This is a genomic window from Pseudomonas sp. SWRI154 (genome assembly GCF_014268645.1).
In the GTDB taxonomy this organism is placed as follows: domain Bacteria; phylum Pseudomonadota; class Gammaproteobacteria; order Pseudomonadales; family Pseudomonadaceae; genus Aquipseudomonas; species Aquipseudomonas marvdashtae.
The window spans coordinates 22,168-36,555 of sequence record NZ_JABWQW010000008.1 but is presented as its reverse complement, the minus strand read 5'-3'; the positions used below and the strand labels follow the sequence as shown (position 1 = coordinate 36,555).

13 protein-coding genes are annotated in these 14,388 nt (G+C 61.9%); 3 read left to right on the top strand and 10 right to left on the bottom strand.

Annotated features, from left to right (window positions below; translation table 11 throughout):
• Window positions 1-184 precede the first annotated feature (184 nt).
• Together HU806_RS09330 and HU806_RS09325 are read right to left on the bottom strand one after the other, a co-directional pair.
• Window positions 185-733 (bottom strand): sugar ABC transporter ATPase, encoded by a 549-nt coding sequence (locus HU806_RS09330; protein WP_186611106.1) that lies wholly within the window; start codon window positions 731-733, stop codon window positions 185-187.
• A gap of 69 nt (window positions 734-802) precedes the next feature.
• Window positions 803-1,570, bottom strand: coding sequence for a sulfite exporter TauE/SafE family protein (locus HU806_RS09325; RefSeq protein WP_186611105.1), 768 nt, complete (start codon window positions 1,568-1,570; stop codon window positions 803-805).
• 156 nt (window positions 1,571-1,726) lie between these two features.
• On the opposite strand from HU806_RS09325, the gene xseA reads away from it, so the two are divergent.
• The 3 genes from xseA to leuA all read left to right on the top strand — a co-directional run bounded on the left by xseA (window position 1,727) and on the right by leuA (window position 5,943).
• A complete protein-coding gene (gene xseA, locus HU806_RS09320; RefSeq protein ID WP_186611258.1) occupies window positions 1,727-3,106 on the top strand; it encodes an exodeoxyribonuclease VII large subunit in 1,380 nt (459 codons plus the stop codon).
• Between the two features lie 3 nt (window positions 3,107-3,109).
• Complete coding sequence (locus HU806_RS09315; protein ID WP_186611104.1) at window positions 3,110-3,931, top strand: M23 family metallopeptidase; 822 nt, start codon at window positions 3,110-3,112, stop codon at window positions 3,929-3,931.
• A 332-nt stretch (window positions 3,932-4,263) separates the two neighbouring features.
• Window positions 4,264-5,943: a 2-isopropylmalate synthase gene (gene leuA / locus HU806_RS09310; protein ID WP_186611103.1), complete on the top strand. Its 1,680-nt coding sequence runs from the start codon at window positions 4,264-4,266 to the stop codon at window positions 5,941-5,943.
• Between the two features lie 91 nt (window positions 5,944-6,034).
• Here the strand turns inward: leuA and HU806_RS09305 are convergent, their stop codons facing one another.
• From HU806_RS09305 to ispG, 8 genes are all read right to left on the bottom strand, one after another.
• Window positions 6,035-6,451: a hypothetical protein gene (locus tag HU806_RS09305; protein WP_186611102.1), complete on the bottom strand. Its 417-nt coding sequence runs from the start codon at window positions 6,449-6,451 to the stop codon at window positions 6,035-6,037.
• Between the two features lie 63 nt (window positions 6,452-6,514).
• Entirely contained in the window at window positions 6,515-7,309 is a 795-nt protein-coding gene (locus tag HU806_RS09300) for an amidohydrolase (protein WP_186611101.1), read from the bottom strand.
• Window positions 7,297-8,445: a pyridoxal phosphate-dependent aminotransferase gene (locus HU806_RS09295; RefSeq protein ID WP_186611100.1), complete on the bottom strand. Its 1,149-nt coding sequence runs from the start codon at window positions 8,443-8,445 to the stop codon at window positions 7,297-7,299. Before HU806_RS09295 ends, HU806_RS09300 begins: the two co-directional genes overlap by 13 nt.
• Window positions 8,446-8,534: 89 nt before the next feature.
• Window positions 8,535-10,007 (bottom strand): ribosome biogenesis GTPase Der, encoded by a 1,473-nt coding sequence (der, locus tag HU806_RS09290; RefSeq protein WP_186611099.1) that lies wholly within the window; start codon window positions 10,005-10,007, stop codon window positions 8,535-8,537.
• Between the two features lie 133 nt (window positions 10,008-10,140).
• Entirely contained in the window at window positions 10,141-11,292 is a 1,152-nt protein-coding gene (gene bamB / locus HU806_RS09285; protein WP_186611098.1) for an outer membrane protein assembly factor BamB, read from the bottom strand.
• Window positions 11,285-11,926 (bottom strand): tetratricopeptide repeat protein, encoded by a 642-nt coding sequence (locus HU806_RS09280; RefSeq protein WP_186611097.1) that lies wholly within the window; start codon window positions 11,924-11,926, stop codon window positions 11,285-11,287. Before HU806_RS09280 ends, bamB begins: the two co-directional genes overlap by 8 nt.
• Before the next feature lie 40 nt (window positions 11,927-11,966).
• Window positions 11,967-13,256, bottom strand: coding sequence for a histidine--tRNA ligase (hisS, locus tag HU806_RS09275; RefSeq protein ID WP_186611096.1), 1,290 nt, complete (start codon window positions 13,254-13,256; stop codon window positions 11,967-11,969).
• Window positions 13,257-13,278: 22 nt separating this feature from the next.
• Window positions 13,279-14,388, bottom strand: coding sequence for a flavodoxin-dependent (E)-4-hydroxy-3-methylbut-2-enyl-diphosphate synthase (ispG, locus tag HU806_RS09270; RefSeq protein ID WP_186611095.1), 1,110 nt, complete (start codon window positions 14,386-14,388; stop codon window positions 13,279-13,281).

Below are 14,388 nucleotides of genomic sequence, written 5' to 3'. Positions count from 1 at the left end.
TGGCGGGGTGATTGAGGGGCTAAATCACTGCATTGCGGCCATACACCGAACCCGTGGCGAGGGAGCTTGCTCCCGCTCGGTTGCGCAGCGACCGCAGACATCTTGGGGCCGCTTCGCAGCCCAGCGGGAGCAAGCTCCCTCGCCACAGGAGTTGTGTACTCCTCACCACAGGATGTGTTCCTCGCTACAACTCCACCTTCACCCAACTCACCGGCTGATCCAGCCAATCGGCGAACTCATCGATAAATTCCTGCCTGAACCCCGCCTCCAGCCAGTTATTGAAGATGAAACCCAGGTTTGAAAAAGCGCAGGGTTGCAGGAACAGGAAACCATTGATGTCATCTTCATGCCCGCACTCAGGGCAAGTGAAGTTATCGGTGCGCCCCGGCATCCAGTCTTCCAGGCTTTCGAACAACGCTTCGCCGATCTCCTTGCGACACTCGGCACAACCGGCCTCCTCAAGAAAACCCTTGGCCGGCGTATAGATGCAGCGCTTGGTGATGATCTCCAGGCCGTTGACCGGTTCGCCGAACGGTAGCGCGTCGGGATGCAGGACCACATCGCGCGCACCGGGGGCTAAGGCGTGGGCCATGCGGTTGCCGGTGCGCCCGCAAGTGGTCAGTTGCTCTTCGACGATATTCTTGCGCACCAGCCAACGCACGATCGCCCGGGCCCGGGGCTCGTGGACCGGGAGGGTGGAAATTTTCGGGACGATGATGCTTTGCGAATTCATGGCGAGGCCTGGCTGTTTCCCTGGCGGGTCTGATAGAAGGCCGGCAGCTTAATCCCTGGCCGAGCCAGGTCAAGCACTCAGGTAGCGCCCAATCAACGCAAGGCCGCTGGCGAGCACCAGCCAGGTAACCAGGCGCACGAACGCCTCTCGCGACATTTTCATGGTCAAGCGACGCCCGACCCACAACCCCAGCGCCATGGCCGGCAACAAACACAGCGCCAGTACCAACAAGGGTAGCTCGGCATACACCCCAGCGACGATGAACAGGCTCAAGCGCACCACCGTGCTGCAACTGATCAGCGCGCTCTGCGTCGCCCGGGCCGCCTCCTTGGACAAACGGCTGTTGAGGTAGATGGCATATAAAAAGCCGCCACTGCCGAACAACGCACCGAACATCCCGCCCACCGTTCCCATCGGCAGCGCCCACAGCGCCGACAACTGCGCCGGCCGGGTTTTTATCAACAGGTTGTAGATTGCGTAGGCGCTGATGAACAGCCCCATCAACAACAGCAACAGGTCGGACTTGAGGTTAAGCAGGAAAATCACCCCGAGGGTGCACCCCACCGCCATGCACGGCAACAACCGCAGCAACTCGGGCCGGGCGACGTCTCGCCGCGAGGGCAACAGATTGCCGAACGCCGCGACAAAATCCAGCAGCACCAGCAGCGGCACGATCTTGGACAGCGGCATGTACAGCAGCAGGATCGGCGCGGCCACCAATGCGGTGCCAAACCCGGCGATACCGAAAACAATGTAGGCCAGGATGATCGCCAGCCCGATCACCAGCCACTGCATCGGTGCGAATGCCCACTGGCCCAGCCATGACAAAAGCTCCATCCGGCACTTCCCTGAGGACGAAAGCGGCGACTTTAGCCAGATGTGTCGCGGCATATCCAGCATTTATGCTGGCGGACCTGTCCGCAATGGAGCTAATGGAATCGAAATGTCTGCGCTCATGGAGATTCACCTACGAATCCCCTTATCATGCCGCCCATGATTAAAGATCCCTTTGCCCGACTGGGCCTGGACCGCGAGGTCCTGACTGTCAGCCAGCTCAACGGCCGCGCGCGGGTGCTGCTCGAAGACGTGTTCAGCAGCATCTGGGTCGAGGGCGAAATCTCCAACCTCGCCCGGCCCGCCTCTGGGCACGTGTACTTCACGCTGAAGGACAGCGGCGCCCAGGTGCGTTGCGCACTGTTCCGGCAGAATGCCGCGCGGGTGCGCCAGGCGCTGAAGGACGGGTTGGCGGTGAAGGTACGCGGCAAGGTCTCGCTGTTCGAGGGTCGCGGCGACTATCAGTTGATCCTCGACACCGTCGAGCCGGCCGGCGATGGCGCCCTGCGCCTGTCCTTCGATGCCTTGAAGGAAAAACTCAGCGCCGAGGGCCTGTTCAGCGCCGAGCGCAAGGTGCCGCTGCCGGCTCACCCGCAGCGCATCGGCATCATCAGTTCGCCGACCGGCGCGGTGATCCGCGACATCATCAGCGTGTTCCGCCGCCGGGCGCCGCAGATTGCCCTGACGCTGATTCCCACCGCCGTGCAAGGCCGCGAAGCCACCGCGCAAATCGTCCGCGCCCTGAAACTGGCTGATGCCCGCGGTTTCGATGCGCTGATCCTGGCCCGGGGTGGCGGTTCGCTGGAAGACTTGTGGTGCTTCAACGAAGAAGCGGTGGCCCGCGCGGTGGACGCCTGCGTCACGCCGATCGTCAGCGCCGTCGGCCATGAAACCGACGTATCCATCAGCGATTTCGTCGCCGACGTGCGCGCGCCGACACCGTCCGCCGCCGCCGAACTGCTGGCGCCGGATGCCGGGGATCTGGTTCGCCGGATTGAAAGCCTGCATCGCCGGCTGGTGATGCGCATGCGCGACCGGTTGATGCGCGATCAACTTCGCCTCGAAGGCCTGACCCGACGCCTGCGTCATCCCGGCGAACGCCTGCGCCAGCAAGCCCAGCGCCTCGACGACTTGGACATGCGCATGCGCCGGGCCTTCGAACGCAGTCTCAATACCCGTCGCGAGCGCTTGATCCGCCTGGAAACCCGCCTGGCCGGGCAACATCCGGGCCGGCAACTGGCGATGCTGCGCCATCGCCTGGAGAGCCTGGCCGAACGCCTGCCCCGGGCCATGCGCGAAGGCCTGAAAACCCGACGCGTGCAGTTACAGAATCAGATGCAGACGCTGCATATCGTCAGCCCTCTGGCGACCCTTGGCCGGGGCTACAGCATTCTGTTGGACGAGCGCGGCCATGCGGTCCGCAATGCCGCACAGACCCAGACCGGCCAGCGCCTGACTGCCAAGCTCGGCGAAGGCGAGCTCCTGGTGCGAGTCGAAGACAATCACCTGACGCCGGTCACCCTTTCTCTACTGGATTGATTCATGCTGCGATTTCTCGCCCCACTGCTCTTGCTGTGCCTGCCCTTCAACGCCCATGCCGACAGCTACATCACCCGCCTGCTGAACAAACCGGTGCCCGGCGGCGTTGCCGTGGTCGATTTGGGCGCCGCGGCCCAGGCGCCGAAAGCCACGTACCAGGGCAAACCGGTGCTGGTGCTCAAGGAGCAGCAAAACTGGCTGGCAATCGTCGGCATTCCACTGACGGTCCAGCCCGGTACCCAACAAATCAGCAGTGGCGGCACCACCCAGCCATTCGTAGTCGGCTACAAGAAGTACCCCGAGCAGCACATCACGCTGAAGAACAAACGCCAGGTGAATCCGGACCCGGCGGACCTTGCGCGGATCAACGCCGAGCTCGCGGTCCAACTGAAGGCCTACCGTAGCTTCAGCCCGAACATTCCCAGCAACCTGTTGCTGGACAAACCGGTCAATGGCCCGCTGTCGAGCAAGTTTGGCGTGCGCCGGTTCTTCAACGGCGAGGAACGCAACCCGCATTCCGGCCTGGATTTCGCCGTACCAGCCGGCACGCCGATCAAGACGCCGGCCGCCGGCAAGGTCATCCTCACGGGCAACTACTTTTTCAATGGCAACACGGTGTTCGTCGACCATGGCCAGGGCTTCATCAGCATGTTCTGCCACATGTCGAAAATCGACGTGAAGGTTGGCCAGCAATTGGCACGGGGCACAGTGGTGGGCAAGGTCGGCGCCACGGGCCGGGCGACCGGGCCGCACATGCATTGGAACATCAGCCTGAACGATGCGCGGGTGGACCCGGCGATTTTCATCGGAGCATTCCAGCCCTGACACCGCCGACCAGCAATTGCCGAGCTGCAAATATCGACGCAATTGCTGAGATAAATATTGCTAGAAGGCGCGATTAAATCTCGCGCATCCACCTAAAAACAGAACTTATCCTAATTTTTTCCGACTGCTTGCGATCCCCCGTCCACGCGGTTAGGGTTGAGGGCATGAAAACCTCTCATACCCTCATTCAGCTTCGCCAGCACCGCAGCCTGTGCCTCGTCAGCGCACGACTGCCGGGGTGAATCGCAGCACCTCGTCCCGGCTGACAAACCACCCCATTCGAACCACCGGCAGGCCGCCTTTTTCCGGCCACGACAATAAGGATTCCGCCCATGAGCATGCTCAAAGACCCGTCTTCGAAATACCGCGCCTTCCCGACCATCAACCTGCCGGATCGCACCTGGCCGTCGAAGACGATCACCGTCGCGCCGATCTGGTGCAGCTCCGACCTGCGCGATGGCAACCAGTCGCTGATCGAGCCGATGGACGCTGCGAAGAAGCTGCGCTTCTGGAAAACCCTGGTGGCGGTAGGCGTCAAGGAAATCGAGGCTTCGTTCCCAGCCGCGTCGCAGACCGACTTCGACTTCGTGCGCACCCTCATCGAAGAAGGCCACATCCCGGACGACACCACCATCCAGGTGCTGACCCAGGCCCGTGAAGACCTGATCGCCCGGACCTTCGAATCCCTGCGCGGGGCGAAAAAAGCCATCGTCCACCTGTACAACGCCACCTGTCCGTCGTTCCGCCGCATCGTGTTCAACCAGGACAAGGAAGGCGTGAAGGAAATCGCCGTGAACGCGGCCAAGCTGTTCGTCAAATATGCCGCCCAGCAGCCGGAAACCCAATGGCAATTCGAGTACTCGCCGGAAACCTTCAGCGCCACCGAGCTGGAGTTCGCCAAGGAAGTTTGCGACGCCGTGATCGAAGTGTGGAACCCGACGCCCGAGCGCAAGGTGATCCTCAACCTGCCGGCCACCGTGGAAGTCGCCACCCCGAACATCTATGCCGACCAGATCGAGTGGTTCCACCGCAACATCAGCCGTCGTGACAGCGTGCTCATCAGCCTGCACACCCACAACGACCGTGGCACCGGCGTAGCTGCCACCGAGCTGGGCCTGATGGCCGGCGCCGACCGTGTCGAAGGCTGCCTGTTCGGCAACGGCGAACGCACCGGCAACGTCGACCTGGTGACCGTGGCACTGAACCTCTACACCCAGGGCATCGACCCTGAGCTGGACTTCTCCGACATCGATGGCGTGCGCAAGGTGGTCGAGGAATGCAACCAGATCCCGGTTCACCCTCGCCATCCGTACGTTGGCGACCTGGTCCACACCGCGTTCTCCGGCTCGCACCAGGACGCGATTCGCAAGGGCTTCGCCCAGCAGAAACCGGACACCCTGTGGGAAGTGCCGTACCTGCCGATCGACCCGGCCGACATCGGTCGCAGCTACGAAGCGGTGATCCGCGTGAACAGCCAGTCGGGCAAAGGCGGCATCGCCTACCTGCTGGAACAGGAATATGGCATCAGCCTGCCGCGTCGCATGCAGATCGAGTTCAGCCAAGTGGTGCAGCGTGAAACCGACCGCCTGGGCCTGGAAATGACCGCCCAGCAGATCCACGCCCTGCTGCAGCGTGAATACCTGCAAGCCAACACCCCGTACGCGCTGGTCAGCCATCGCCTGCAAGAAGAAAACGGCAACAGCGCCGTGGAAGTGGAAGTGGCGAGCAAGGGCCAGGGCGAGACCAACCTGCACTGGCGCGGCAAGGGCAACGGCGCGCTGGAGGCCCTGGTGGCCGGACTGCCGATCCCGGTGGAAATCATGGACTACAACGAACACGCCATCGGCGCCGGCACCAACGCCAAGGCCGCGGCGTACATCGAACTGCGAGTCAACGGTGAACGCGCGGTGCATGGCGTCGGCATCGATGAAAACATCACCACGGCAAGCTTCAAGGCGCTGTTCAGTGCGCTGAACCGCTCGCTGAGCCAGCCGGAAGCCAAGGCGGCCTGATCGGTCGTTGAAGAACAGAAAGGCCCCGCGGTGTGAACCCCGGGGCCTTTTGTTTGCTTGATTTCTGGTTGGCTGTCAGGCCATACAATTATCAGGCATGGGTATCGATCGAAACGGTCATCGCCTGCAAAAGCGCAGCCTGCAAGGTCTGCAAAGTCGCCTGGGTCGCCATGATCTGGGTCTGGATCGCCATGGCCTCCTGAGCTTTCTGCTCCTGGTTGGCCTGGCTTTTCTGCACACGGGCCAACTGGGCTTGCTGGTCGGCGAGCAACTTCTCGGTCCGCTCGATCTGCTTCTTCAGCTGTTCGATGACGTTACTGCCATTGCTGCCACCAACGCCGGCAATGTTCGCGCCACTGGTGTCGACTTCCAACTTCTTGTCTTTTTCTTCCGCGCTATCAGTCGGTGCTACTGGACTGACCACTTTTTCTTCTTCAGCCCCGCGAATGGACACTTTGGGGGCCGACAGCGGATAAGGGTTTACGGTCGTTGCGCTGATACTGGTCATGGGGACTCCTCCTTGGCTGACCCGTTATCGGCCTGCAACAGCGTTCCTTAAGGGCTGAATCGTTCAATATACGAATTCGAAGCGATCAGCGTCCAGGTTCGCCGGGAACCGTGTGCGGTAAGCCGCCAGATCCGCCGCGCCCAGACGAACAGTGAATACGCCGTCGGCCTCGCCGGCGCTGAGGAGTGTCTCGCCCTGGAAGTCCAGTACCTGGCTGTCGCCGGTGTAGGCGAAACCCTTGCCATCGGTGCCGACACGGTTCACCGCCGCCACATAGCAGAGGTTTTCAATGGCCCGTGCCGGCAACAGCCGGTTCCAGTGCTGACGCCGGGCGCCCGGCCAGTTGGCGGTGTACAGCAACAGGTCGGTGTCCTCGGCGTCGCGGCTCCAGACCGGGAAACGCAGGTCGTAGCAAATCAACGGCCGGATCCGCCAGCCCTTGAGTTCGAACAGTACTTGGCGCTCGCCCGGTGTGTAGTGATTGTGTTCACCCGCCATGCGGAACAGATGGCGCTTGTCGTAATGCAGCACTTCGCCGTCCGGTCGCGCCCACAGCAAGCGATTGCGATGGCTGCCATCGCCGGCCCGGACGATCACGCTGCCGGTGACCACCGCGTCCAGCTTCGCCGCCTGGACCTTGAGCCATTGGCTGGCGGGGCCGCTCTCAGGCTCCGCCAGGGTTTCGGATTCCATAGAGAATCCGGTGGTGAACATTTCCGGCAGGATGATGAGGTCCGCCCCGCGCGCCTGCTCGAGCAGCGCCTCGAAATGCTCCAGGTTCGCCTGGCGGTCGTGCCAGGCCAAGGTGGTCTGGATCAAGGCGATGTTCAGGTCCGGTAATGCACTCAAATCACGCATAGTTTCTCCGCCGCCTCGCGCAGCGTCTCCTCGCGTTTGGCAAAGCACAGGCGCACCAGGCGCTGGCCTTGGGGCGGTTTTTGGTAGAAGACCGAGATCGGAATGGTCGCCACGCCGTGTTCGCGGGTCATCCAGACGGCCATGTCGACGTCATTCAGGTCCGGGCGAATCTGCGAATAATCCACCAGTTGAAAATAGGTGCCGGCGACCCGCTTGAAGTTGAAGCGCGACGGTGCCAGCAGATCGCAGAACAAGTCGCGCTTGGCCTGATAGAAGTCCGGCAGTTCGTCGACGTGTTCCGGATGTTCGGCCATGAAGTCGGCCAACGCGTACTGCAACGGCGTCACGCCGCAAAAGCTGACGTACTGGTGCACCTTGCGCAGCTCAGCTGTCAGCGCCGCTGGCGCAACCACGTAGCCAGTTTTCCAGCCGGTGACGTGATAGGTCTTGCCGAACGAACTGACCACGAAAGCGCGGCGATACAGCTCTTCGTGGGCGAGGATGCTGGCGTGGGGTACACCGTCGAACACCAGATGTTCATAGACCTCATCGCTGATCAGGTAAATGTCGCGGTCGCGAACCAGCGCCGCCAACTGGTCCAGCTCGGCGCGGCTGATCAAGGCGCCGCTGGGGTTGTGCGGGGTATTGAGGATGATCATGCGCGTACGCGGGCTCAGGGCCTCGCCGAGCTTCTCGAAGTCGATGGCAAAGTCGTCGAGGCCCAACTGAACATGCACGCAACGTCCGCCGGCCAGTTGCACGGCTGGCTCGTAGCTGTCGTAGCTAGGGTCGAAGACAATCACCTCGTCGCCGCTGTGAACCACTGCCGCGATGGCGCAGAAAATCGCCTGGGTCGCGCCGGGGGTCACAGTGACCTCCTGATCGGCATCGACGTTGGCGCCATAACTGCGGGCGATCTTTGCCGCGATCTGCTGGCGCAGCGCTGGCAGGCCAGTCATCGGCGAGTATTGGTTATGGCCTTGGGCGATATGCCGGCCGACCGCATCGCGCAGGGCCTGCGGACCATCGAAATCGGGAAACCCCTGGGACAGATTGAGCGCGCCGGTCTGCGCGGCGAGCTGGGACATCTGGGTGAAAATCGTGATGCCGACATTCGGCAACTTGCTGGTGATCATTGGACGCGCCTTCTGCGAGCCACAAGCTACAAGCTACAAGCTGATGCGCACCAAACTTGCAGCTTGTAGCTTGAAACCTGCCGCTGTTTCTATTTCTTATCGCGGCGCTTCTTGTCGGCCTTTTTGTGGTGCGACATCAAGCGGCGTTTCTTGTTGACCTGGCGGTCGGTGAGCGTGTTCTTATTGCCTTCGTACGGGTTCTCGCCGCCCTTGAACTCGATGCGGATCGGCGTGCCGACCAGCTTCAGGACGCGGCGATAGGTATTCTCCAGGTAGCGAACGTACGACTTCGGCACCTTTTCGATCTGGTTACCGTGAATCACGATGATCGGCGGGTTGGCACCACCCAAGTGGGCATAACGCAACTTGATCCGACGGTTGTTGACCATCGGTGGCGCGTGCTCGCCCACCGCATCCTCGAGGATCTGGGTCAGGCGGTTGGTCGGCCAGCGAGTGACCGCCGACTTGAACGAGTTCTGTACCGAGGCGTAGAGGTTGCCCACGCCGGTGCCGTGCAGGGCCGAGATGAAGTGGATGTCAGCGAAGTCGACGAAGAACAGCCGTCGCTGCAATTCGACCTTCACGTAGTCGCGCTCGCTCGGCGTCATGCCGTCCCACTTGTTGATCGCGATGACCAACGCACGACCGGCTTCCAGGGCAAAGCCCAGCAGGTTCAAGTCGTGATCGACCACGCCTTCGCGGGCGTCCATCACGAAGATCACCACGTTGGCGTCTTTGATCGCCTGCAAGGTCTTGACCACGGAGAATTTTTCGACTTCTTCGTGGATCTTGCCGCGCTTGCGCACACCGGCGGTGTCGATCAGCGTGTATTTCTCTTCGTTACGCTCGAAGGGAATGTAGATGCTGTCACGGGTGGTGCCGGGCTGGTCGTAGACGATGACCCGGTCTTCGCCGAGCATGCGGTTGACCAGGGTCGACTTGCCGACGTTCGGGCGACCGATGATGGCGATCTTGATCCCGTCTTTTTCGCTCGGGCCCGGAATGCGCTTGGCTTCCTCGCCCTCGGCGACGATCTCTTCTTCGCCCTCTTCCGGCTCGTCTGCGTCGTCCTTGGGGAAATCAGCCAGGGCGATTTCCAGCATCTGGGTGATGCCACGGCCGTGGGCGCCGGCGATCGGGATCGCCTGGCCCATGCCCAATGGCGCGAACTCGGCGCGAGCCATGTCCGGGTCGATGTTGTCGACCTTGTTGGCAACCACGTAGGAGCGCTTGTTACGTTTGCGCAAATGCTCGGCGATCATCTGGTCGGCGGCGGTAAAACCGGCCTTGGCGTCTACCAGGAACAGCACCACATCGGCTTCTTCGATGGCGAGCAGCGACTGCTCGGCCATTTTTTCGTCCATGCCATGTTCATCACCGGAGATGCCGCCGGTGTCGACCAGAATATAGGTACGCCCTTGCCACTTGGCCTCACCGTATTGGCGATCACGGGTCAGACCGGACAAGTCGCCGACGATGGCGTCGCGAGTCCTGGTCAGGCGGTTGAACAAGGTGGACTTGCCGACGTTCGGTCGGCCCACCAGGGCGATTACGGGAACCATGCGGCTCTCCACTTCGTTATTTCAGAAAATACAAAAGCCGCTGCGAGGCAGCGGCTGGTGCTCGGGGCAGTCTGTGCAAGCCCTGCAAACCTTGCGAACAAGGCCGCTTGGGGGATTAGCCCCAAGCATAGTCTTACTTGATGGTCAGGGCTTCCAGTTTGCCGCTGTTGCCATACACATAAATCATGCTGCCTACCACCAGCGGACGGGCACGCAGGCCGTCGCTGTCGATGCGCTCGCGGCCGACGAAACGACCGTCCACCTGGCTGAGCAGGTGCAGGTAACCTTCCAGGTCACCCACTGCAACGTAACTGGAGAACACTTCCGGGGCCGACAGTTGACGGCGGGCCAGGGAATCGTTGCTCCACAATGCCGTGGTGGAACGCTCGTCAACGCCTTCGACGGTGCCCGAGGACAGGCTCACGTAGACGCTGCCGAAGCCTTGGGCGACACCGGCGTAGCTGGAGGCATCGCGCTGCCACAATACACGGCCGCTTTCCAGGTCCAATGCCGCGACACGGCCCTGGTAGCTGGCAACGTAGAGCGTGCCGCCGGACAGCAGCAGGCCGCCGTCGATGTCGACCACGCGTTCCAGTTCCGAACGACCTTGCGGGATGGCTACGCGTTGTTCCCATAGCGGCACGCCGTTGGAAATGTCCAGGGCAACGACTTTACCGGTCGACAAGCCAGCCACCGCGAGGCGGTTGGTGACAATCGGTGCGCTGGTGCCGCGCAGGGTCAGTACCGCCGGGGTGCTGTCATACAACCAGCGTTGGTTGCCGGTGGCGGCATCCAAACCGATCAGACGATCATCCTGGGTCTGGATCACCACCACGTCGCCGTTGGTGGCAGGCGGTGCGAGGACTTCACTGGTCACGCGGGCGCGCCATTTCTCTTCACCGCTGCTCGCGTCAAGGGCGACAATCTCGCCCTTGAGCGTGCCGATCATCACCAGCCCGTAACCCACGCCAACGGCGCCGGACACAGGCAGTTCAAGATCCTTTTCCCATTTGACGTCGCCGTTCATGCGGTCCATCGCCATGACGACGCCCGTGACGTCGCCGGCATAGATGGTGTCGCCGTCGATGGCCGGCACCAGCATGTTGTAGGTTTCGCCCTGGCCGTCACCGATGGAACGGCTCCATTGCTTCTGCAGCACGACTTCTTCTTTGAAGTCGGTCAGTTCGGCTGGAGGCAGTTCTTTCTTGCTGTTGCTGCTGCAACCCGCGGCCAGAATGGCCAGGGCCAGCAATGCTGCATGTTTCCAACGGATCACGTCACGCATCCCCTTTAGCCAGGTCGTCCAGCTTGATTTGCAGGCCACCGACCGCGGCTTCATCCGACAGCGCAGCCTTGGCTTTTTGGTAGGCCGCATGGGCCTCATCAGCGCGGCCCAGCTGTACCAGCAGGTCGCCCTTGAGTTCTTCGCGAGTCGCCAGGAACGCCTTGTCGGCGTCGCCGTCGAGCAGCTTCAAGGCGTCTTCAACCTTGTTCTGCGCCGCCAGCACCTGTGCCAGACGCTGACGCGCCACTTCGCCCAGGGTCGGGTTGGCCGGCTTGTCGACGATGGCCTTCAGCTCGGTGGCCGCGTCGTCCAGTTTGCCGCTGTCTACCGCGACCTTGGCCACGAACAGGCTGCCGTACTGGGCGTAGGCGGTGCCGCCGAACTCTTTGTTGAGCTTGCCAGCCAGGTCCGCCACGCGGGCAGCGTCAGGCTTGCCGTCCGGTGTCAGGGTGGTTTCCAGCAATTGCTGATAGAGCATCGAGGCGCCTTGCGACTGGTTGCCCTGGTATTTCTGGTAGGCCTGCCAGCCGAACACGATGACCAGCGCCAGCAGGCCGCCAGTGAGCAGTGGCTTGCCGTTGCGCGTCCACCAGTCCTTCAAATCCGCCAGCTGTTCATCTTCGCTACTCGACACCCCAATACTCCTTAATCGCTAAATCGGCTGTTTGACAGCTTCAACCCTGCACGACGCAGGTGGCCAGGTGTGCAGCAAGCGCATCCCAGGCAATGCTTTGTTGTTCGCCCTGGCCACGCAGGGGTTTGAAACCTACCACTTGTTGGGCCAGTTCGTCGTCACCGAGGATCAATGCGTACAACGCACCGCTCTTGTCGGCCTTCTTGAACTGGCTTTTGAAACTGCCGCCGCCGGCATTGATCTGCAGGCGCAGATTGGGCAACTGGTCGCGGACCCGTTCGCTCAGGGCCAGGGCTGCCAGTTCGGCGGCCTCGCCGAAGGCGCACAGGTAGACGTCAATCTGGCGGGCAAGCTCTTCAGGCACCTTGTCCAGTGCTTCAAGCATCAGCACCAGGCGCTCGATGCCCATGGCAAAACCCACGCCCGGCGTCGGCTTGCCGCCCATCTGTTCCACCAGCCCGTCGTAGCGGCCGCCGGCGCACACGGTGCCCTGGGCGCCGAGCTTGTCGGTGACCCATTCAAATACGGTCTTGCTGTAGTAATCCAGGCCACGAACCAACTTGGGGTTGATCACGTAAGGAATGCCAACGGCGTCCAGGCGCGCCTTCAGCCCTTCGAAGTGCGCACGGGATTCGTCGTCGAGGTAGTCGGCCATTTTCGGCGCATCGACCAGGATCGCCTGGGTTTCCGGATTCTTGGTGTCCAGCACCCGCAGTGGATTGGTCTTCAGGCGGCGTTGGCTGTCTTCGTCCAGCTTGTCCACGTGCCCGGAAAGAAACTCCACCAACGCTTCGCGGTAACGGCCACGGGACTCGCTGGTGCCCAGGCTGTTGAGCTCAAGCTTGACCGCATCGCGCAGCCCCAGCTCTCCCCACAGGCGCCAGGTCATGACGATCAGCTCGGCGTCGATGTCCGGACCTTCCAGGTTGAACACTTCCAGGCCGATCTGGTGGAACTGGCGATAACGGCCTTTCTGCGGACGTTCGTGACGGAACATCGGGCCGACGTACCAGAGTTTCTGCACCTGGCCGCCACCGGTGATGCCGTGTTCAAGCACCGCACGCACGCATGCCGCGGTGCCTTCCGGGCGCAGGGTCAGCGAATCGCCGTTGCGGTCGTCGAAGGTGTACATCTCTTTCTCGACGATGTCGGTGACTTCGCCGATGGAGCGCTTGAACAGCTCGGTGAATTCGACGATGGGCATGCGGATCTGCCGATAACCGTAGTTATCCAGCAGGCGCGCCACGGTGCCCTCGAAATAGCGCCACAGGGGCGTCTGCTCGGGCAGGATGTCGTTCATGCCACGAATGGCTTGCAGAGACTTGCTCACATGTATTCCTTAATCTTTCGACTTAACCGCGCGCGATGACCGCTGCGTCGGCTTCGACCTTTTCGGCCGCTTTCTGGCGGATCAGCCGTTCCAGCTCATCCACCAGATTGTCATTCGTCAGTTTCTGCGACGGTTTGCCGTCGATGTAAATCAGGTTCGGCGTACCGCCAGTCAGGCCGATATGGGCCTCCTTGGCTTCGCCCGGCCCGTTGACCACGCAGCCGATCACCGCGACATCCAGCGGCACCAGCAAGTCTTCAAGGCGCCCTTCCAGCTCGTTCATGGTCTTGACCACATCGAAGTTCTGCCGCGAGCAACTCGGGCAGGCGATGAAGTTGATACCGCGGGAACGCAGGTGCAAGGATTTGAGGATGTCGTAGCCGACTTTCACTTCCTCGACCGGGTCCGCCGCCAACGAGATGCGGATGGTATCGCCAATCCCTTCGGCAAGCAGCATACCGAGGCCGACGGCGGATTTCACCGTACCCGAACGCAACCCACCGGCTTCAGTGATGCCCAGGTGCAGCGGCTGGACGATTTCCTTGGCCAGCAGGCGGTAGGCTTCGACGGCCATGAACACATCGGACGCCTTCACGCTGACCTTGAAATCCGGGAAATTCAGGCGTTCCAGGTGCTCGACGTGGCGCAGGGCCGATTCAACCAAAGCGGCCGGGGTCGGTTCGCCGTATTTCTTTTGCAGATCCTTTTCCAGGGAACCGGCGTTGACACCGATGCGGATCGGGATGCCACGGTCACGGGCGGCATCCACCACTGCCCGCACGCGGTCTTCGCGACCGATGTTGCCAGGATTGATGCGCAGGCAGTCGACGCCCAGCTCGGCTACGCGCAAAGCGATGCGGTAATCGAAATGAATGTCGGCCACCAACGGCACCTTGACCAATTGCTTGATCTTGCCGAACGCCTCGGCGGCGTCCATGTCCGGCACCGAAACCCGCACGATGTCGACACCGGCGGCTTCCAGGCGATTGATCTGCGCAACGGTGGCGGCTACGTCGTTGGTATCGCTGTTGGTCATGCTCTGCACAGCGATTGGCGCATCGCCGCCCACGGGCACGTTACCGACCCAGATCTTCCGGGATTCGCGACGCTTGATTAAAGATTCGCCGTGCAT